General features: G+C 70.0%; 16 protein-coding genes, 2 tRNA genes and 1 pseudogene. 5 read left to right on the top strand and 14 right to left on the bottom strand.

Features of this window, described 5'->3' with window-relative positions; translation table 11 throughout:
• Positions 1-231: 231 nt before the first annotated feature.
• The 5 genes and pseudogenes from BLW76_RS50905 to BLW76_RS11855 form a co-directional block, all read right to left on the bottom strand.
• Positions 232-711 carry an Imm26 family immunity protein gene (locus BLW76_RS50905; RefSeq protein WP_482746697.1) on the bottom strand — a complete coding sequence of 160 codons (480 nt, stop codon included), beginning with the start codon at positions 709-711 and terminating at the stop codon, positions 232-234.
• Positions 712-1,125: 414 nt separating this feature from the next.
• A pseudogene (locus BLW76_RS50900) lies at positions 1,126-1,773 on the bottom strand (RHS repeat-associated core domain-containing protein); the annotation flags it as partial.
• Between the two features lie 334 nt (positions 1,774-2,107).
• Positions 2,108-2,180 (bottom strand) — tRNA-Glu (locus BLW76_RS11865).
• A gap of 94 nt (positions 2,181-2,274) precedes the next feature.
• Positions 2,275-2,346, bottom strand: a tRNA-Gln gene (locus tag BLW76_RS11860).
• Positions 2,347-2,395: 49 nt separating this feature from the next.
• Complete coding sequence (locus tag BLW76_RS11855; protein ID WP_208613527.1) at positions 2,396-3,130, bottom strand: HAD family hydrolase; 735 nt, start codon at positions 3,128-3,130, stop codon at positions 2,396-2,398.
• A gap of 491 nt (positions 3,131-3,621) precedes the next feature.
• Here BLW76_RS11855 and BLW76_RS11850 point away from each other — a divergent pair, with 491 nt between their 5' ends.
• Positions 3,622-4,872, top strand: a complete 1,251-nt coding sequence (locus BLW76_RS11850) for an FAD-dependent oxidoreductase (RefSeq protein ID WP_091306269.1) — start codon at positions 3,622-3,624, stop codon at positions 4,870-4,872.
• Here BLW76_RS11850 and BLW76_RS11845 read toward each other — a convergent pair.
• The 6 genes from BLW76_RS11845 to BLW76_RS11820 all read right to left on the bottom strand — a co-directional run bounded on the left by BLW76_RS11845 (position 4,869) and on the right by BLW76_RS11820 (position 14,684).
• A complete protein-coding gene (locus tag BLW76_RS11845) occupies positions 4,869-5,639 on the bottom strand; it encodes a fumarylacetoacetate hydrolase family protein (protein WP_091306267.1) in 771 nt (256 codons plus the stop codon). The genes BLW76_RS11850 and BLW76_RS11845 overlap by 4 nt on opposite strands.
• A gap of 31 nt (positions 5,640-5,670) precedes the next feature.
• Entirely contained in the window at positions 5,671-7,275 is a 1,605-nt protein-coding gene (gene cimA, locus BLW76_RS11840; protein WP_091306266.1) for a citramalate synthase, read from the bottom strand.
• Positions 7,276-7,537: 262 nt separating this feature from the next.
• Positions 7,538-8,575 carry a 3-isopropylmalate dehydrogenase gene (locus BLW76_RS11835; RefSeq protein WP_091306264.1) on the bottom strand — a complete coding sequence of 346 codons (1,038 nt, stop codon included), beginning with the start codon at positions 8,573-8,575 and terminating at the stop codon, positions 7,538-7,540.
• Between the two features lie 228 nt (positions 8,576-8,803).
• Positions 8,804-12,166, bottom strand: coding sequence for a S8 family serine peptidase (locus tag BLW76_RS11830; RefSeq protein WP_167384581.1), 3,363 nt, complete (start codon positions 12,164-12,166; stop codon positions 8,804-8,806).
• A gap of 230 nt (positions 12,167-12,396) precedes the next feature.
• Positions 12,397-13,995 (bottom strand): phosphoglycerate dehydrogenase, encoded by a 1,599-nt coding sequence (gene serA / locus BLW76_RS11825; protein ID WP_091306263.1) that lies wholly within the window; start codon positions 13,993-13,995, stop codon positions 12,397-12,399.
• Positions 13,996-14,120: 125 nt separating this feature from the next.
• Positions 14,121-14,684: a TetR/AcrR family transcriptional regulator gene (locus BLW76_RS11820; protein ID WP_091319302.1), complete on the bottom strand. Its 564-nt coding sequence runs from the start codon at positions 14,682-14,684 to the stop codon at positions 14,121-14,123.
• Positions 14,685-14,773: 89 nt separating this feature from the next.
• Between BLW76_RS11820 and BLW76_RS11815 the strand changes: the two genes are divergently transcribed.
• The 4 genes from BLW76_RS11815 (at position 14,774) to BLW76_RS11800 (ending at position 18,374) form a co-directional block, all read left to right on the top strand.
• Positions 14,774-15,169 (top strand): LLM class oxidoreductase, encoded by a 396-nt coding sequence (locus BLW76_RS11815; protein ID WP_244170139.1) that lies wholly within the window; start codon positions 14,774-14,776, stop codon positions 15,167-15,169.
• On the top strand, positions 15,166-15,978 hold the full coding sequence (locus tag BLW76_RS11810; RefSeq protein WP_091306261.1) for a TIGR03620 family F420-dependent LLM class oxidoreductase: 813 nt from the start codon (positions 15,166-15,168) through the stop codon (positions 15,976-15,978). Before BLW76_RS11815 ends, BLW76_RS11810 begins: the two co-directional genes overlap by 4 nt.
• Positions 15,979-16,128: 150 nt before the next feature.
• Positions 16,129-17,436: an ankyrin repeat domain-containing protein gene (locus BLW76_RS11805; protein WP_091306260.1), complete on the top strand. Its 1,308-nt coding sequence runs from the start codon at positions 16,129-16,131 to the stop codon at positions 17,434-17,436.
• 71 nt (positions 17,437-17,507) lie between these two features.
• Entirely contained in the window at positions 17,508-18,374 is an 867-nt protein-coding gene (locus BLW76_RS11800) for a nuclear transport factor 2 family protein (protein ID WP_091306258.1), read from the top strand.
• Here the strand turns inward: BLW76_RS11800 and BLW76_RS11795 are convergent.
• The 3 genes from BLW76_RS11795 to ilvN form a co-directional block, all read right to left on the bottom strand.
• Positions 18,371-18,625, bottom strand: a complete 255-nt coding sequence (locus tag BLW76_RS11795; RefSeq protein ID WP_091306256.1) for a DUF397 domain-containing protein — start codon at positions 18,623-18,625, stop codon at positions 18,371-18,373. The two genes, BLW76_RS11800 and BLW76_RS11795, sit on opposite strands and share 4 nt — an antisense overlap.
• Positions 18,626-18,711: 86 nt before the next feature.
• Entirely contained in the window at positions 18,712-19,725 is a 1,014-nt protein-coding gene (gene ilvC / locus BLW76_RS11790) for a ketol-acid reductoisomerase (protein ID WP_091306255.1), read from the bottom strand.
• Between the two features lie 34 nt (positions 19,726-19,759).
• Positions 19,760-20,266, bottom strand: coding sequence for an acetolactate synthase small subunit (ilvN, locus tag BLW76_RS11785; protein WP_003080760.1), 507 nt, complete (start codon positions 20,264-20,266; stop codon positions 19,760-19,762).
• Between the last annotated feature and the right edge of the window lies 1 nt (position 20,267).

Below are 20,267 nucleotides of genomic sequence, written 5' to 3'. Positions count from 1 at the left end.
CCACAAGAACTTGGGTTGCGTGCACTCTTGACGTTGCCCGGTCCAGGGAAGGGACCGGTGCCGGCCTGCCCCTTCCCGAGGGAAGCGCTCGGGGACACCGGCCCACCGGCGGGCCGGGCCCATCCTCTGTTCCATGAGCGACCTCGCGATACGCACGCCGTCCAGTTGAACTACCTTTGGTACCGAATCGGCAGGCAGAGGTCGCCCGGCAAACAGATACGTCGATCTGTGTCAGGAAAGCAGCTTTGTCAGGCGTTGTTCGACAAACCCTGACCCGGCACTCCCCGACTCTGGCAAGCCACGGGCTTCCTCTTCGGTGATCCTGCGGCGGCTCGGCCGTTCGCCCGGGTCATCACCCGGGTATTCGACCAGGCTGAACAGTCCGACCAGGCTGTCCCGGTGTACAAACGCCGGCATCCGCCACGCGTCCCTGTCCCAGTCCGCCAACCTGCCGAGGACAACCCAGCTGCCGTCGTACAGCCCGACATCACCGAACACACTCGTCCACAGAGCATCTTCCCGCCGCAACCCCTCGGCATCCGAAAGCGACGGAAGCGTCTCCCGTTTCGGCCCGAAGAAGTAGCCGAAAAGCGTCGATTGCGACTTCTTCGTAGTGCGAGCGATGACGCCGAGGGCGTAACCGCCGCCCACGAGTGGAACAGCCACCCAGTCGCCTTCGACGTACTTCTGCTTGGCTCCCCTGCGGGTCATCCGAGCTCTCCAATGAACTTGCAGGCTGCTTCCAGGTACTTTCCGAGGTTGCCGTTCCGCAGGCTGATCGGGCGGATCTTGTGCGGACTGCCGCTTTCCGAAGTTGTTGGTGCGGCCGACGTACTGTACGTTGCCGTCGTCGTCTCGGAGGGTGCAGACGCCGCCGGCGGCGGCCGCGGATCCGCCGGAGTCGCAGCCGAGGTCGTTGATCGTGTTGCCGAGCACCTCGGCTTTGGCGTACCCGCCGATCAGGCCGCGCAGGGCGGAGAATCCGGCCGCGATGGCGGAGTCTTCCTCGGCGAGGAAGGGCGTGGCCGCACCATCGGTGAGGAACTCTTCACCGATGTCCACCGCGCCGATGACGACCGCTTCACCGACGTCGGTGACGATGTCCCAGAACCCCAGCCCCGTCGGGTCGATAGCAACGAGCGGGTTGTCCCCGGCGTAGGCGTAGGGCGTCCCGGTCCGGTCGACGAGCGGATCGACGGTCAGGAACAGCGCGGTGGCGGGGTCGTAGTAGCGGGCGCGCAGGTAGAGCAGGTGGGATTCGGTGTCGGTGTACTGGCCGGTGAACTGCAGCGGCGTGGACGTCGTTCCCGTGAATGTGGCCACGCCGTACGGGGTGTAGTCGTAGCGGCCGGTCACCGCACCGACCGCGTTGAGCAGGCCGATGGTCGAGCCGAGTCCGTCGTGGACGAACCAGCTGGGTCCGCCGGCGCCGATCTGCTCGACTGGGAGGCCGCCGGGGCCGTAGAGGTAGTCGTTGGTGCCGTCGGTCAGGACATTCGGCGTCTTGTTGTCGTCCCAGGTGAAGATGCCGGATGTGCCGTTGACGGTCTTGCCCACGCGAAGGCCGGTGCCGTCGTAGGCATACGTGGCGGTGGTCGATCCGGCGGTGTAGGTCCCGAGGCGGCCTGCTTGGTCGTAGCTGTACGTAGCACTGGTGCCGGCCGTGGTCCGTTCACCGAGGTCGTCGCTGCCGTAGCTGGTACCGCCCGAGGTGAGGAGCTGCCCTGCCGGGTCGAAGGTCTGCGTGGTCCCGGCGACCGTGGTCGGGTTGTCGGCGTTGTCGTAGCTCGATCATGAAGCAAGCCCGCGAAGGAGACCCCGACGACCCGTTCACAAGCGCACTTCGCCAGAGCTACAACGACCTCGAGAGCCAGAAGAAGGCCTCGCTGGCCGCCATTGCCCAGCTCGACAAAGCCGACCAGTCCGCCGGACCGAAGACAACCGACCTCGGCCGGCTCGAGGCACTCCCCTACCTCGCGGTGAACCTGGCGAAGCGCCACGAGAGCTGCCGCACGAGCTGTTCGAGGTCCCCAGCTCAGCCTGTCCGCTACCGAACCAAAAAAGCTCGGCTGACCTGGGTCAGCCGAGCTTGGGTGGTAGCTGCTTGTACCCCCGATGGGATTCGAACCCACGCTACCGGCGTGAGAGGCCGGCGTCCTAGGCCGCTAGACGACGGGGGCTAGGAACTTTCTCCGGTTTCCCGGAGAGTTTTTCTTGCTGGAGAGAACCTACCAGAAGCGATTTCCCGCTTTGCAGGGGGGTCACTCTCCGCAGCTGGGGTACCAGGACTCGAACCTAGACTAACTGGACCAGAACCAGTCGTGCTGCCAATTACACCATACCCCAGTGAGGTACCGATCCGGCTGGCCGGTTCAGCACCGCACGAGGAGAAATACTAGAGCACGCCGTTCCGGACCGTGAACGCGGGGGTGCCACTACGGCGCTGGGCCGGGACGCCGATCGTCGCGTACTCCGAAACCAGCAGCTCAGGCAGCTCCGCAAGGCCGGCCACCGTGTGGACACCCTCGGGCGCGCGCTCGCCGATGCGGTCGCGGTCGAGCCAGACCGCTCCAAGACCGGCGTCGCGGGCTCCGATGGCGTCCGTGTCCAGTTTGTCCCCCACGTGGACCGCCTGGGCCGGGGCGCAGCCCAGCCCGAGGCACACCGTGTGGAACATCACCGGATCGGGTTTGGCCACGCCCAGTTCGCCCGCGATGGCCACGTGGTCGAAGAACGGTGCGAGGCCCAGGTCGGCGATTTTCTTCCGCTGGTGGACGCCCGAGGCGTTCGTCACGGCGGCCAGCATCAGACCGGCCGCGCGCAGCCACTCCAGGCAGTCGAGGACGTCGTCGAACAGCTGCCACGAGTGGTCCAGCAGTTCCCGGCGGCGCCGCTCGAAGGAGCTCACCTGCTCGGCGTCGGCGCAGATGCCGATTTCGGCGAGGAAGCAGTCCGTGCGCCGCTGGTGCATCGTCGCGTAGTCGAGTTCGCCCGCCACCACCAGGGCGACGTGTTCTTCGGTGATGAGGTCCCACAACGGCCACAGGTCGCCCCGGCCGGTGAGGATGTGGAGGCTGCGGCGGATCGCGGCGGTGCAGTCGATGAGCGTGTCGTCGATGTCCAGGCACACCAACCGGAGCTCGGGGGGCGCCCAGGGCTCGGACGCCGCCGCGGCGGGCGGGGCGGTTCGCGAAGGGGTCCGGGGTGCCAGGGCGAAATCCACCCAGTGAGGCTAGGGCAACCGCCGCGTTCGCGACGCTGCCAAAGAGGTGATTGCGACTCGCCTGTTCCGGCGCACCGGCTCTACTCCCAGTTGGCGCACCGTCCCCGTTCGGTTATCCGACACCGCACGCCGGAGGACGCGCGAGTAACCGATTGCCGCGGAAAACCGTTGTTCCGCTTGGGAATCCGCTCCGTCCACAAGGGCACCTCGGCGCGTCGCCACCGAATCCGCGCACCACCGGGGGACGGCCGACCAACTGTCGCGTTTGGACGGTTTCTGGTCACCGGAACGCGGGGGACCCGGTCGTCGCCCGATCAGCGTATCTCCGGTCACACCCCTTGACGCCAACGCCCGGCAGGTGCATCCTCAAGTTATTCAACAAGCGATGAATAAGGGAGATGGTCGAGATGACCGAGCGCACGACCTGCGTCGTCATCGGTGGCGGGCCGGCCGGGATGATCACGGGGCTGCTGCTGGCCCGGGCCGGCGTCGAGGTGACGGTGCTGGAGAAGCACGCCGACTTCCTGCGCGACTTCCGCGGGGACACGGTCCACCCGTCGACGCTGACCCTGCTCGACGAACTGGGGCTCGGCGAGAAGTTCCACGCCCTGCCGCACAGCGAGCTGCGGTCGGCGGGCTTCCCCCAGGAGAACGGCGACATGATGAAGCTCGCCGACTTCACCCGACTGAAGGTGGCGCACCCGTACATCGCGATGGTGCCGCAGTGGGACTTCCTCGACCTGCTCGCCGAAAGCGCGCGCAAGGAGCCGACGTTCGTCCAGCGGATGGAGACCGAGTGCACCGGCCTGGTCCGGGAGCACGGCCGGGTCGCGGGCGTCACCTACCGCACCAGCGGCGGTGACACCGGCGAAATCCGCGCCGACCTGGTGATCGCCGCCGACGGCCGCTGGTCGCTGGCCCGCCGGGAGGCCGGCCTGGTGCCGCGGGAGTACGACTGCCCGTTCGACGTCTGGTGGTTCCGGCTCTCGCGCGGCGCGGAGGAGGAAGGCGGCATGCTGCTGCCGAAGATGCGCGACCGCCGGTTCGCGGTGCCGCTCCCCCGGCCGGACTTCTACCAGGTCGCCTACCTCGCCCCGAAGGGCGACGACCTGCGGGCCCACGGCATCGAGGCGTTCCGGGAGAACGTCACGCAGATCTGCCCCGAGTTCCACGACCGGGTGCACGAGCTGGCGACGATGGACGACGTCAAGTTCCTCGACGTGCGGCTCAACCTGCTGCGCAAGTGGCACGTCGACGGGCTGCTGTGCATCGGCGACGCGGCGCACGCGATGTCGCCGATCGGCGGCGTGGGCATCAACCTCGCGGTGCAGGACGCGGTCGCGGCGGCGACGCTGCTGGCCGAGCCGCTGCGCCGGGGCCGTCCGACGGAAGCCGAGCTGGCGAAGGTGCGGGCGCGGCGGCTGGCGCCGACGCTGATGGTGCAGGGGCTGCAGCGCCTGATGCACCGGACCGTGGTGCGCGGGGTGATGAGCGGCAAGCGCAACGGCCCGCCGGAGCCGATGATCAAGGCGTTCGCGCGGTTCCCGCGGCTGTCGTACTTCCCGGCCCGGCTCCTCGGCCTGGGGCTGCGGCCGGAGCACGCTCCGGCGTTCGCCCGGCGGCCGATGGAGCCGGTGAGCCGGGGTTAGACCTCTTCGACCGGGTTGGTCAGGGTGCCGATGCCTTCGATGGTGATCGAGACGCTCTGGCCGCCCTCGATCGGGCCGACGCCTTCGGGCGTGCCGGTGAGGATGACGTCGCCGGGCAGCAGCGTCATGACGCCGGAGACGAACTCGACCAGCTCGGGGATCTTGTGGACGAGGTCCGAAGTACGGCCGTCCTGCTTGAGCTCGCCGTCGACTTCGGCGGTCAGCGCGAGGTCGGACGCGTCGATCGAGGTCTCGATCCACGGGCCGATCGGGCAGAAGGTGTCGAAGCCCTTGGCGCGGCCCCACTGGCCGTCGGACTTCTGGAGGTCGCGGGCGCTGACGTCGTTGGCGACCGTGTAGCCGAGGATGACGCTCGCGGCGCGGGCGGCCGGCACGTTCTTCACCGGCTGCCCGATCACGATGGCGAGCTCGCCCTCGAAGTCGACGCGGCCGATGCCGGAGGGGCGCCGGATGGCGGCGTGGGGGCCGATGACCGTGGTCGACGGCTTGAGGAACAGCATCGGGTCGCTGGGCACCTCGTTGCCGAACTCGGCCGCGTGCTTGGCGTAGTTGCGGCCGACGGCGATCACCTTCGACGGCAGGATCGGCGCGAGCAGCCGGACGTCGGCCAGCGGCCACCGCTTGCCGGTGAAGTTCGGCTGGCCGAAGGGGTGTTCGGCGATTTCGAGGACCTGGGCGTCGTCACCGTCGCCTTCGATCGAGGCGAACGCGACACCACCGGGATGAGCAATTCGGGCTAGGCGCACGCGACCAGTCTACGTGCGCCCGGCCCGTGGCTCAGGCCACGGTCGTGCTCTTGTGCACGAGCGCGTCGCACAACGCCAGCCAGCTGGCCTCGACGATGTTGCCGTGCACGCCGACGGTGATCCACTCGCGTTCGCCGTCGGTGCTTTCGACCAGCACGCGCGTCACCGCGTCGGTGCCGGGGTGGCCCTGGAGGATGCGCACCTTGTAGTCGGCGAGCTCCACACTGTCCAACCAGGACAGGTGCGGGCTCAGCGCCTTCCGGAGGGCCGCGTCGAGGGCGTGCACCGGCCCGATGCCCTCCGCGGTGGCGATGACGCGCTGGCCGCCGACGTGCACCTTGACCGTCGCCTCGGCCACGACCTCGCCGTCCGGGCGGTGGTCGAGGACCACGCGGTAGGACTCGAGCTGGAACGGCGCTTCGACCGGGACGTCGGCTTCCTGACGCAGCAGGAGTTCCAGGGAGGCGTCGGCGGCCTCGAACGACCAGCCTTCGGCTTCGAGGCGCTTGACCTTCGTGATGGCGCTCGTGAGCGCCTCGGGCCGGCCGGCAAGGTCGACCCCGAGCTCACGTCCCTTGAGCTCGAGGCTGGCCCTGCCGGCCATCTCGGTGACCAGTACCCGCATGTCATTGCCGACGGAAGACGGATCGATGTGGTTGTACAGCAACGGATCCACCTTGATCGCGCTCGCGTGCAGCCCCGCCTTGTGGGCGAAGGCCGACGCCCCTACGTAAGCCTGGTGGGTGTAGGGGGCGAGGTTGGCGATTTCGGCAAGGGCATGGGAGACCCGGGTGAGCTCGGCGGCGCCTCCGGTCGGGAGGACGTCGAGGCCGAGCTTGGTCACCAGGTTTCCCGTCACGGCGAACAGGTCGGCGTTGCCGGCCCGTTCGCCGTAACCGTTGGCGGTGCACTGGACGTGCGTCGCGCCGGCCTGCACCGCGGCGACGGAGTTCGCCACGGCGCAGGAAGTGTCGTCCTGACAGTGGATTCCCAGCCGGAACCCGGTTTTTTCCTTGATGCTCGCGACGGTCTCGGCCAGGCCGAGCGGGAGCTGGCCGCCGTTGGTGTCGCAGAGCACGAGGACGTCGGCGCCGGCGTGGGCGGCCGCGTCCAGGACCTTGAGGGACGTCTCGGGGGAAAACGCGTAGCCGTCGAAGAAGTGCTCGGCGTCGAGGAAGACCCGGCGGCCTTCCTTGGTGAGGAATTCGACGGTGTCCCGCACCATGGCGCAGGCCTCGTCGACGTCGACGCGCAGGGCGCGTTCGATGTGCCGCAGGTCGGACTTCGCAACGAGGGTGACGACCGGCGCCTCACTGTCGAGCAGGGCCCGCACCTGCGGATCGGCGTCGGCGGTGGTGCCGGCCTTGCGCGTCGCCCCGAAGGCGACGAGGGCCGCGTGCTTCAGCTTGAGCTCGCCCTTCGCGGCGCGGGCGAAGAATTCGGTGTCCTTCGGGAGCGCCCCCGGCCAGCCGCCTTCGATGAACCCGACGCCGAGCTCGTCCAGCAGCCGCGCGACGGCGAGCTTGTCCTGGACGGAGTAGGAGATGCCCTCCCGCTGCGCACCGTCGCGCAGGGTCGTGTCGTAGAGGTGGAAGGCGTCGCCGAGCGGGGTATCGGCGGGCTCCTTGCGGTTCACGGTCTTCTCCTAGCGGGTTTCCTGGCGTTTCGGGGCAACAAAAAAACCTCCCGCAGGGTGCGAGAGGTTGCGCGCCGGGTGCTCTTGTGGAGCTATCGTCCGGCGCGCTCGGCGATAATGATCGCGAAGCTGGTCACGCTCGCATCATGCCACAGGGTTTCCGCGAAAGTCCACAAGCTGGGTCAAGCTCCCACCATCCGGGAACACCACGGGCACGAAGAAGCCCCGCGCCCACCAGGAGGCGCGGGGCTTTCCCGAAGAATCAGGCAGTACGCACGTTGGAAGACACCAACGCCGCCAGCCGGTCGCCGATGGCCTGCGTGGCCCCCGGCGAAGACTGGTCCCGCGTCGCCAGGTCGAACGCCACCGACGCCTCGATCCGCCGGGCCGCTTCCTTCTGGCCCAGGTGGTCGAGCAGCAGCGCCACCGACAGCACCGCGGCCGTCGGGTCGGCCAGGCCCTGGCCCGCGATGTCCGGCGCCGAACCGTGGACCGGCTCGAACATGCTCGGGTTGCGGCGGGTCATGTCCAGGTTGCCGCTGGCCGCGAGGCCGATGCCGCCCGTCACCGCGGCCGCGAGGTCGGTGATGATGTCGCCGAACAGGTTGTCCGTCACGATCACGTCGAAGCGGGACGGGTCCGTCACCAGGTGGATCGTCGCCGCGTCCACATGCGAATACGCGACCGTCACCTCGGGGTGCTCCAGCGAAACCTCTTCGACGATCCGCGACCACAGCGAACCGGCGAACGAGAGCACGTTGGTCTTGTGCACCAGCGTCAGGTGCTTGCGCGGCCGGGCCTCGGCGCGGTTGAACGCGTCCGCGACCACGCGCCGGACGCCGAACGCCGTGTTGACGCTGACCTCCGTCGCGATCTCGTGCTCGGTGTCCTTGCGGATCAGGCCGCCGGTGCCCGCGTACGGGCCTTCGGTGCCTTCGCGCACGACGACCATGTCGACGTCGCCGGCGTCGGCCAGCGGGCCCCGGACACCCGGGTAGAGCCGCGCCGGGCGCAGGTTGACGTGGTGGTCCATCTCGAACCGCAGGCGCAGCAGCAGGCCGCGCTCCAGAATCCCGCTCGGCACCGTCGGGTCGCCGACCGCGCCCAGCAGGATCGCGTCGTGCTGGCGGAGCTCGCCGAGGACCGACTCCGGGAGCAGCTCGCCGGTCGAGTGCCATCGGGCGGCGCCGAGGTCGTAGTTCGTGATCTCCGCCGTCGGTACTACCTCGCCGAGCACCTTCAGCGCCTCGGAGACCACCTCGGGCCCGATCCCGTCTCCTGGGATCACCGCGAGCCGCATCCACACACCTCCGTCGACCGGACCACCGACCGCACCGATGGCCCACCGCAACAAAACGCCAGCAGCCGGAAGGTTACCGGCCGTAGACAAACCGCCGTAGCCGCACCACCCTTATGCCGCATCCTCCCAGGGGGTGAGACACCCAATCGGGTGAACAGCGCAGGGGCGCCCCCGGCGGAAATCCGCCGGAGACGCCCCTGGTCCTGCGTAAATCGATCTTGCCGGGAACTAGCGGCGGCCAGCCCCGATCGGCTGACGCTCGTTCCCCGGCCGGGCACCCTGGGTCGCGTCCACCTTGACCACGTTCGCGCGGTTGCCCGCGGCGTTGTGGTGCTCGATGGCCAGCAGCCCGAGGGCGTTGTCGGCCGCGGCCGAGGCCGCGTTGCGGGTCACGACCAGCGCCGTGCCCGGCTTCGCGACGTAGCCCAGCGCGGCGTCGCCGCCGCCCTGCACGGTGTAGCCCGGCGCGAGCGCGTCGAACGAAAGCGGCGTGCCGACGTAGTCGATCAGCCCGTTCGTCGTGCCCGGCGCGACGTAGAAGCCGCTGACGCCCACCGTGTAGGAAATGCGGTGGCTGTCGGCGTTCGCATCGATGCCCAGCGCGGCCAGGGAAACCGGCAGCGTGAGCACGTTCGTGTCGAACACGTTGGTGTCCACGTCGCCGAGCTGGCCGTTGACGGCCTGGATGTCGACGGTCGGGAAGCCCGGGGTCAGCGCGACCGTGGTGGCCAGGAGGACGTCGGTGGACGTCGCCTTGGTCACGTAGGTCTCGAAGTCCGGCTGCCCGTCCCCGGTCGTGTCGATGTCGACGAACGGCGAGGTGTTGCTGCCGATGTTCGCCCAGTCACCCCAGGTGGACAGGCCGAACGCGAGGATCGCGTTCTCCGGCTCGCCCTGGGCCTTCGCCAGCGGAGCGGTCGACGCCGCGCCGATGTAGCGGAGGTCGCCGCCCTTGGCCGTCTTGTTCAGCGTGCAGTCGGTGACCACGTCCGCGTCGCACTCGGGCAGCTGCGGGGACTCCGCCTGCAGTTCCAGGACGCTGATCAGCGAGCGGTACCGCTGCGCGCCGCTGCCCTGGTCGACGCCCTTGCCGGTCAGGTTCAGCACCGCCTGGGTGGCGTCCGGGGCGAACTTCACCGACGGCGGCGTCGAAATCGTCGACACCGGCTTCGGCGCGGCGTAGACCGAAACCCGCAGCGGCACCTTGGCGCCGCTGACCGGCGTGAAGGCGACGCGCCCGGAGGCGTCCGCGACGAACTGGCGGGCCAGGCCGGCCTGGGTGGCCGCCATGGTCGGGTCCATGACCTTGCGCAGCGCCTTGGGGTCGGTGATCTTCAGCGTCACCTTGACCTTGGCGGTGCCGCGCGGGGTCAGCTTCACCGACGGCTTGTCCACTGTGTACTCGACACCGGGCAGCGCGTTGACCGCCTGGTAGCCGACGGTGTACTCGGCGGGCGTGACGCCCTTGTTGACCAGCTTGATCGTCTTCGACAGCGTCACCGGACCGGCCGCCTCGACCGTGCCGAAGCTGACGCTGACCGCGCCCGGGTCGTCGACGACGTAGGCGAGCACCTGGTTGTCCAGCGCCGCCTTGGCGTCGATCCGGCCGCTGCCGACGCGCTGCGGCGCGTAGGTGTGGCCCGCGCCGTCGGTGACGTCGTGGCCGGCGGTGTCGATGACCGAGGCCTTGACCTCCTCGACCGACCAGTCGGGGTGCGACTGGCGGATCAGCGCGGTGATGCCCGCGGTGTGCGGGGCGGCCATCGACGTGCCGGAGAGCACGGTCCGGCCGTTGCCGCTGCCGCGGAACGCCGAGGTGATCGTGTCACCGGGGGCGGCGACGTCCGGCTTGAGCGCCGGGCCGCGGGTACCGCGCGAGGTGAACGAGCTCGGGGTGTCGACGATCTTCTTGTCGTAGGTCTGGATCGAGGCGCGGCCGGCGCCGTAGAGCCGGACCTGCAGCGTGCCCGCGGTCAGCGCCGCGCGCAGCGTCTTCGTGGCGGACCCGGTGAACTGGAACATCGGGATCGCCGCGTTGCCCGCGATGCCGGCGCTGAAGTGCTCCAAAGTGGACGAAAGGAGCGCGCCCTTGGCCCCGGCGGCCTGCGCGTTGTTGGCGCGGGCGGCCGAACCGCAGGCACGGGTCGAGTCGTTGTCGTCCCACTCCAGGAAGACGAACTTGCCGGCGGCCTTGGCCTTGTCCTCGGCCGAGTACGGCGCACAGCCCGCGGCGTTCGCCGCCGACAGGGCGACGACCGGTGCGGTCAGGTCGAGCGTGTCGTAGCCGGTGAAGTTCTGGCTGTACTGGCCGGTCTTCTGGCCCGCGGCGGTCGTCGGGGCCTTGACCTCGGCGGCGTCGCGGAGGACGCCCGCGTCACGCGTGCTGGCGACGGTGAGCGCCTCGGGGGTGTTGCCCGGGGAGCCGGCGATGTCGTTGATGTCGCCGCCGTTGCCCGCCGAGATGACCGGGAGGACGTTGTTCGCGGCGAGCTTGCGCACGAACAGCGAGTCCGGGTCGTCCGGGGCGCCGAAGTCGGAGCCGAGCGAGAGGTTGACGATGTCGAGGTGGTCGGTGAAGTCGCCGTCGCCGTCCGGGTCGAGCGCCCAGTCCAGGGCCTGCGAGGTGACGTTCGTCGAACCGGTGCAGCCGAACACCTTGATGGCGTAGAGCAGCGACTTCGGCGCCGTGCCCGGGCCGATCTGCATCGCGTCGACCTTCTTGGCGTCCAGCTTCTTGTAGTCGCCCTTGAAGGTCTTGCCGTCGGCGGTGACGCCGAAGCCGCCGATGGTGCCGGCGACGTGCGTGCCGTGCTCACCGCAGGCCAGCGGGTTGGGGTCGGGCTTCGGGGTGGTCTTGCCCGCCGTCGCGGCGTCGTAGTCGTCACCGACGAGGTCGGTGCCGCCGACGACCTTGGCGCTCGGGAAGAGCGGGGTCGGCTTGGTGGAGTCGATGCTCTTGTAGGCGGCCTGCGTGCCGGGGCCGCCGAAGTCGGCGTGGGTGTAGTCGATGCCGTCGTCGATGACGCCGACGCGGACCCCGTCGCCGAACTTGCCGGTCTGCTGCCAGGCGGTGAGGGTGTTGGTCAGCTGCTCGGCGCTGGCGTTGGTGCGGGTCTTCGGCACGACCGTGCGCACCGCGACGACGTCGGCCCGCTTCGCGACTTCACGCAGCTTCGCGGCGTCGGCGGTGACGACCACGCCGGGGACCGCGTTGGCGGTCTGGGTGACGACCTGCGGCTTGGCGTCGGCCGCGCGCAGCTGGCCGACGACGGAGTCGACCGCGGCGGCGGTGTCGGCCTTGGCGGCCTTGGCGGCGCGCTTGGCCTGGTCCTTGCCCTGCGGCTGCGCGGCGGTGAACGCGTCGACGGCCGGCTTCTTGGCCAGTTCGACGAACGCGGTGACCCGGCCCTGCGCGGCCCCCAGACGCGGCGACAGCTTCCCCTGCAGCTTCGCGTCGTCGATCTTGGCGGGTGCGACGCCGTCGGCGAGCGGCACATCGGCTGCGTTCGCGACCGGCGCCCCGAGCGCGGCCGCCAAGACGACGGCGAAGGCCGCCGTCGTGGCGCGCGCGGGGAGGCGGGATCTGCTCATGAGTCGGCCCCTTACTCGAGGTCTGGACCCGAACCTGCCTGCCGCTCCTGACACCCCCGACGGTGAAGCGCGGCACAGCGCCGTGCCCTCGACGACGCGTGGTTCGACCTCGCGGGGAGAACTTAATGCCCCAAAACACCTACTTACGTAGGCAAAGGACTCCGTTACGTGAATGTGATTGCGCACGAAGGCCCCCCGTCGAGTGACGAGGGGCCTTCGATTGGGTTACGTCAGTTGAAATCGACCGCGCGGATCGTGTGCGCGCCCACCGAGGCGCCGATCGGCTCCAGCAGGTGCGCGTCGATGTGGCGGTCGACGCGCAGCAGCATCACCGCGTCGGACCCGTCGGTGGTCTGGCTGATCTGGGCGGCCTCGATGTTGATGCCCGCCTCGCCGAGCAGCGTGCCGACCCGGCCCATCACGCCCGGCCGGTCCGGGTACTCGACCAGCAGCACGGTGCCTTCGGCGCGCAGGTCGAAGCCGCGGCCGTTGACCTCGACCAGCTTCTCGACCTCGTCCAGGCCGGTGACCGAACCCGACACGGTCAGCACCGAGCCGTCGGCGTGCACCGCGCGCACCGTGACCAGGCTGCGGAACTTCGGGCTCTCCGGCTCGGTCTCCAGCTCGACCTGCACGCCCAGCTTCTCCGCCAGCTGCGGCGCGTTGACGAACGTGACCTGGTCCTCGACCACGCCGGTGAACACCCCGCGCAGCGCCGCCAGCTGCAGCACGCCGGTGTCCTCGTTCGAGATCTCGCCCTTGACCTGCACGGTCACCGACGCCGGCGACGTCGGGTTGAGCGCGGTCAGGAGCTGGCCGAGCTTCTGGACCAGGGACAGGTACGGGCGGACGTGCTCGCCGACCGCGCCGCCGCCGGTGACGTTCACCGCGTCCGGCACGAAGTCGCCGCGCAGGGCCAGCAGCACCGACTTCGCGACGTCGGTGCCCGCGCGGTCCTGGGCCTCGGCCGTCGAAGCGCCCAGGTGCGGCGTCACGACGACGTTCTCCAGGTTGAACAGCGGGCTGGACGTGGTCGGCTCGGTGACGAAGACGTCGACGCCGGCACCGCCGACGTGGCCGGAGCGCAGCGCGTCGGCCAGGTCTTCCTCGACGATGAGCCCGCCGCGGGCGGCGTTGACGATGATGACGCCCGGCTTGGTCTTCTTCAGCGCCTCGGCGTCGATGAGGCCCTTGGTCTCCGGCGTCTTCGGCAGGTGGATGGAGATGGCGTCGGCGCGGGTCAGCAGCTCGTCGAGGGTGACGAGCTCGATGCCCAGCTGCGCGGCGCGGGCGGCCGAGACGTAGGGGTCGTAGGCGATGAGGTGCGTGTCGAAGGCGGCGAGGCGCTGGGCGAACAGCTGGCCGATCTTGCCGAGGCCGACCACACCGATGGTCTTGCCCTGCAGCTCGACGCCGGAGAACGAGCTGCGCTTCCACTCGCCGCCGCGGAGGCTCTGGTCGGCGGCCGGGACGCGGCGGGCGACCGCCAGCAGCAGCGCGACGGCGTGCTCGGCGGCGGAGACGATGTTCGACGTCGGCGCGTTGACGACCAGGACGCCGCGCTCGGTGGCGGCGGGCACCTCGACGTTGTCGAGGCCGACGCCGGCGCGGGCGACGACCTTGAGCTGCGTGGTGGCCGCGAAGACCTCGGCGTTCACCTGGGTGGCGGAGCGGACCAGGAGCGCGTCGGCGCTCTTCACCGCCTCGAGCAGCGCGGACCGGTCCGTGCCGTCGACGTGCCGGACCTCCACCTCGTCACCGAAGACACTCAGCACGGAAGGGGCGAGCTTTTCCGCGATGAGGACGACGGGCTTATTGGGCTTGCTCACGATACGGCTCCCACTATCTGGTCATTTCCAGGACGCTCGGTGTCGACAAACGGTCTCAGCACGTCGTTGTGCCCCGGTCGTGGCGGAGTTTAACGCGCAGATGCGCCCCGTGGCTTCCCCCGGTGTTAACTCGCCCGTAATCCTTCGAAAACAAGAGCCAGCAGGCGTTGCATGCCCCCTTCGCCGGGCAGGTGCCCACCCGCCCACGATGCGGCGTGCAGCAACAGAAGCAGCTCCTCCGCGGTGACGTCCGGACGCAGTTCGCCCGCGCGCTTCGCGCGTTCCACCAACTGGGAACCGCCCTCGCGCATGCCGTGGCACGACTCGTACAAACGGGACGTTTCGTCGTTCAGCGCGTCGGCGGTGAGCTCGACGAGGCCGCGGAAGGTGCCGGTGGCGTCCCCGAGCCCGGCGAGCCACTCGCGCAGGGCGGCGAGCGGCTCGGGGTGGGTGAGCAGTTCGCGCGCCCGCTCGGCGTGCGCGTCGAACCGGGCGCGCAGCAGCGTCTCGAGCAGCGCGTCCCGGGTCGGGAAGTGCCGGTAGAGCGTGCCGATACCGACCCCGGCGCGGCGCGCGATGTCTTCGAGGGAGGCCTCGACGCCGTGCTCGGCGAAGGCGCGCTTCGCCTCTTCGAGGAGGCGCTCGTAGTTGCGGCGGGCGTCCGCGCGCATCGGTCTGACGTCGGTCATCGCACTCCCGACCATACCGGGTAGCCAATCGGAGGCTGCCTCCGTATATTAACCGGAGGCAGCCTCAGCTTACTGGAGGGAACTCGAGGATGACCTTGATCGAAGACACGCGGGCGCGGCTCGGCGCAATCGGCGCCTGGCTGCCGAGCGCGCCACTGGCCCCATCACCGGACGTCGTGCTCGGCACCGGCGTCGCGAACCTGCGGGCCCGGCGCGGGATGACCACGCAGAAGGGTGACGCGACGCCCGCCCAGGCCCACCCGGGCCGGTTCGCGCTCGACATCGGGGCTGGGCACGCGTTCCCGGCGGCGAAGCTCGGCGAGGACTACCGCCCGCTCGACCGAATGCGGGCCGATCTGTCCGAAATAGACACTGCGGTCACCGAAACCCCCGCGCCCGTCCCCTTCCCCCGGGTGCCGGCCGCGCCCACGTTCGAGTCCACTGTGGAATCCCTGCTCGACCTGGCTGTGGCGGTGACCCGATGAGCGTCGGGATCTGGCGGTTCTTCGACGGCGCCCCGATCGGCGCGCTCCGCGAAACGGCCGCCGAGGTGGAGGAACTCGGCTTCGACGCCATCTGGTTCGGCGAGTACGCCGGCCGGGAGGCGTTCACGCAGGCGGCGCTGCTGCTGGCGGCCACCGAAAAGCTGACCATCGCCACCGGGGTCGCGCGGTTCGACCAGCGCTCCCCGCTCGCCGCCGAAGGCGCCATCCGGGCACTGGGCGAGGCGTACCCTGGCCGGTTCGTCGCCGGCCTGGGCGGGCACCGGCCGGGCGCGCGGCCGCTGACGGCGTTGCGCGAGTTCCTCGACGGGATGGACGCGGCCGAGCTCCCGGGCCTCCCCCAGCCGTCGCCGCGCCCGAAGCGGGTCCTCGCCGCGCTCGGCCCGAAGCTGCTGGACCTGGCGGCCGAACGCGCCGACGGCGCCCACCCGTACTTCGTCCCGCCGGAGCACACCGCGATGGCGCGCGAACGCCTCGGCCCCGGCAAGTACCTCGCCGTCGAGCAGGCGGTGCTCCTCGACCCGGCCCCCGAGGTGGCCCGGGAGCACGTCGACGGGTACGTGCGGCTCGCGAAACACCACCAGGAGAACCTGCGGCGGCTCGGCTTCACCGACGACGACCTGGCCGACGGCGGCAGCGACCGCCTGGTCGACGCCATCGTCGTGACCGGCGAGCAGGCGATCGCCGACCGGATCCGGGCCCACCTCGACGCGGGCGCCGACCACGTCTGCGTCCAGGTACTGGCCCGCACCGGGAAGTCCTACCGCAGGCTGGCCGGCCTGCTGCCCTGACCGGGGTAGGCTGGCGGGGCGCGGCAGGGGCCGCGTCCCGTCCGCGGAAAGGGCCGAGCCCACCCCCGCTCCACCGCACCACCAGCTCCGCACCTTCTTTCCTGCCCGGTGCCGGCGGACCACGGGCGAAGCGGGAAAGGAGGCACGACGGTGCCCGGTGGACTCAATCTCGAACAGCTCCGCAAGCGCGCAAAGGAACTCGCGCGCGCCGAGGGCGTCAAACTCACCGAAGCGCAGTTCCGCCTCGCGCGGGACCACGGCTTCCCGAGCTGGCCGAAGCTCCAGGCGTACGTCCGGCGCGTCACCGAACACGGGGACGCCCTGCACCACCCGTACCACCAAGACGTCGGCTACTACGCCGAGCGCGCGCTCGGCCTGCTCGCCTCGGCCGAGGACGACACCCCCGGCGCGAAGGCGCCCTTCGCGCGCTGGAACCAGCCGCTCACCCGCGACGGCGCCCGCGCGGTCGTTGCCCGCGAGCACGGTTTCGTTTCCTGGAAAGCACTCCGCAACCACGTCAAGTCGCTTGTGGACAGTGGCGAGCCGTTCGCCCGCGCCTACCGGGCCATCGAAGCCCGCGACCTCGCCGGGCTCGGGAAGGTGCTCGACGAGTTCCCCTGGCTCGTCACCGCGCGCGGCACCAACGGCAACGACCTGCTCGGCATGGCCGGCGCGACGCACGACGAGCGGCTCAGCCGGATCCTCCTCGACCGCGGCGCCGACCCGGCCCGCGGCAACGTCCACGGCTGGACACCCCTGCACCAGGCCGCGTACAGCAACCTGCCGCTGCTGCTCGACCTGCTCCTGCGGCACGGCGCCCCGGTCGACGTCCCGGCCCGCGGCGACGGCGGCACTCCCCTGGTCGTCGCCCTGTTCTGGGGCCACCGCGAGGCCGCCGAGAAGCTGGCGGAACACAGCCGGGCACCGGGCAACCTGCGCGTCGCGGCCGGGCTCGGCGACGTCGAGCTCCTCGAGGAGCTCCTGACATCCGGTCGCGGCGGTGCGCACCGCGGTTTTTACCGTCCCCACAGCGGTTTCCCCGCCTGGCAGCCGACGGACGACCCCGCCGAATCTCGGGACGAAGCCCTCGCCTGGGCCGCCCGCAACGACCGCGTCGACGCGCTGCGAACGCTCGTCGCGCGGGGCGCCGACGTCAACGCCGACGTCTACCGCGGTACCGCGCTGGCCTGGGCGGCGGCGTCGGGCCGGCTCGCCGCCGTCCGGACGCTCCTCGACCTCGGCGCCGACGTGAACCTCCGCGGCACGTTCGGCGGCCCGCACCACGGCGAGGGCGTCACGGCCTTGCACCTGGCCGCGCAGTCCGGCCACCTCGACGTCATCCGCGCCCTCGTCGAAAGCGGTGCCGACCCCGGCGCGCGGGACGCGATCTTCGGCAGCACCCCGGAGAAGTGGGCGGAGGTGTGCGGGCAGCCGGCCGCGCGGGAGCTGCTGAGCTAGACAACCGGAGTCAGTAGTCCGTATCGTCAAAGACGGACTACTGACTCCGTTTTGTCTTCTGGGAGGACCTCATGAACTCGCCCCGCGAGGTGTTCGCCGCACTGTCCGACGGCCTCACCGAAGGCCGCTGGGAAGAACTTTCCGCGCTCTACGCCGAAGACACCGTCGTCGAACACCCCCAAGCAGTGCCGCGGCCGACCCGTATCACGGGCCGCGCGACGGTCCACGAACGGTTCACCGGCGCCCTCGCCGGCACGATGCGGTTCAAGCGCAGGAACGTCGTCGTCCACAAGACCACGGACCCCGAGGTGATCGTCGCCGAATACGACTACGACGCCGAATCGGTGCAGACCGGGCGGACGATCCCCACGGCCAACATCCAGGTGCTGCGCGTCCGCGACGGCCTGATCGTCCATTCCCGCGACTACCACGACTATCTGCGGTTCGCGGTCGTCCGCGACGGCGTCGACCACCTGGTCAAGGCCTACGAACAGGCGCCGCCGCGCGAACTGTCCCCGGTCACGCCGGAGAGCGCGGACACGGTGTTCGAGCGGCTCGTGCACGGCGTCGCCGCCGGGCGCTGGGACGAACTGCCGGAGCTGTACGCGGAGGAAACGCACGTCACGCACCCGTTCCTGCCGGGCTCCGGAGTGGTGCGCACCCGCGACGAGCTGCGCGCGCACTTCGCGGCGGGCAAGGCGCTGAACCCGGGGTTCGCCGTCACGGACCTGGTCACCTACCAGGGCACCGATCCCGAGGTGCTGATCGGCGAGTTCGCCTACCAGGGCGAGTACGGCGGGCGGCCGGTGCGGGTCGCGAACATCTTCGCCATGCGGATCTCCGGCAGCCTGATCGTGGAATCCCGCGACTACGGCGACCACCTCGCCATCGCCGGCGAACTCGGGAAGATCCCCGAACTGGCGGCCAAGCTCTCCTAGGCTTCGGGCAGGTCGAACTCGCCGTCGTCGACGCCCTTGAGGAACGCGTCCCATTCCGAAGGCGTGAAGACCAGGACCACGCCGTCGGGATCCGGCGACTTCCGCATCGCGACGTAGGTGACGCCGTCGGTGTGCGGCACGAAGGCGTACTCGACGACCTCGTCGAGGGTGACGCCGGCAGGTTCACCCCGGATCCACTCGGCCCGTGACAGGTCGAGGTGGTGCCGGATGTGCCCCTTGTCATCGGTCATGCGATCAGCGTAACGAGACACCGAAGGGGACGCCCGGCAACGGACGTCCCCTTCGGTGGCAAGCAACTGTGTTATCGGAAAGAAGGTCAGGCGGTCTCGGTGATCGGCCGGTCCACCCACGACATCAGGCCGCGGAGCTTCTTGCCGGTCTCCTCGATCGGGTGCTGGTTGCCCTGCTCCTCGAGCTTGGTGAAGTTCGGCCGGCCGGCCTCGTCCTCGGCGACCCATTCGCGGGCGAACGTGCCGTCCTGGATCTCGCCGAGGATCTTCTTCATCTCCTCCTTGACCGCCGGCGAGATGACGCGCGGGCCGCGGGTCAGGTCGCCGTACTCGGCGGTGTCGGAGATCGAGTAGCGCTGGCGCGCGATGCCGCCCTCGTACATGAGGTCGACGATCAGCTTCAGCTCGTGCAGCACCTCGAAGTAGGCGATCTCCGGGGCGTAGCCGGCCTCGGTGAGCACCTCGAACCCGGTCTGCACCAGCGCGGACGCGCCACCGCAGAGCACGGCCTGCTCGCCGAAGAGGTCGGTCTCGGTCTCCTCGGTGAACGTCGTCTTGATGACGCCGGCGCGGGCGCCACCGATGGCGGCCGCGTAGGAGAGCGCGAGCGCCTGCGCGTTGCCGGTGGCGTCCTGCTCCACGGCGATGAGCGCCGGGACGCCCTTGCCGTCGACGAACTGGCGGCGGACCAGGTGGCCCGGGCCCTTCGGGGCGACCATGGCGACGTCGACGTTGGACGGCGGCTTGATCAGGTCGTAGCGGATGTTGAAGCCGTGCCCGAAGAAGAGGGCGTCGCCGTCCTTGAGGTTCGGCGCGATGTCCTGCTCGTAGATGTGGCGCTGCTTGGTGTCCGGCGCCAGGATCATGATCAGGTCGGCCTCGGCCGAGGCCTCGGCCGGGGTGAGCACGCGCAGGCCCTGCTCCTCGGCCTTCGCCCGCGACTTGGACCCCTCGGGCAGGCCGATGCGGACGTCGACGCCGGAGTCGCGCAGGCTCAGCGAGTGGGCGTGGCCCTGGCTGCCGTAGCCGATGACAGCGACCTTGCGCCCCTGGATGATCGAGAGGTCGGCGTCGTCGTCGTAGAAGATTTCCACTGCCATGGGGGTACTGCTTCCTTTCCTGACTTACTTGCTTTTAGCGCGGGGAGGTCGCGGTGATGGACCGGGCGCCACGCCCGACCGCGACCATGCCGGACTGCACGAGTTCGCGGATGCCATACGGCTCCAGCATCCGCAGCAACGCACCGATCTTGTCGGACGTCCCGGTGGCCTCGACGGTGAGTGCCTCGGGAGAGACGTCCACCACCTTGGCCCGGAAGAGCTGGACGGTTTCGAGGACCTGGCTGCGCACGGTGTTGTCGGCGCGCACCTTCACCAGCAGCAGTTCGCGCTGCACGGCGGTCGACTGCTCCAGCTCGACGATCTTGATCACGTTGACCAGCTTGTTGAGCTGCTTCGTCACCTGTTCGAGCGGTAGCTCTTCCACGGCGACCACGATCGTCATGCGGGACACCTCGGGGTTTTCCGTGGGCCCGACGGCGAGGGACTCGATGTTGAACCCGCGGCGGGAGAACAGGCCCGAAACGCGCGCGAGCACACCGGGCTTGTTCTCGACCAGGACACTCAGCGTGTGGACGCTCATC

This window comes from Amycolatopsis tolypomycina (genome assembly GCF_900105945.1).
GTDB classification, from domain to species: Bacteria; Actinomycetota; Actinomycetes; order Mycobacteriales; family Pseudonocardiaceae; genus Amycolatopsis; species Amycolatopsis tolypomycina.
Note: the sequence above shows the minus strand (reverse complement) of the source record. Positions and strands in the feature narration are given on the sequence as shown.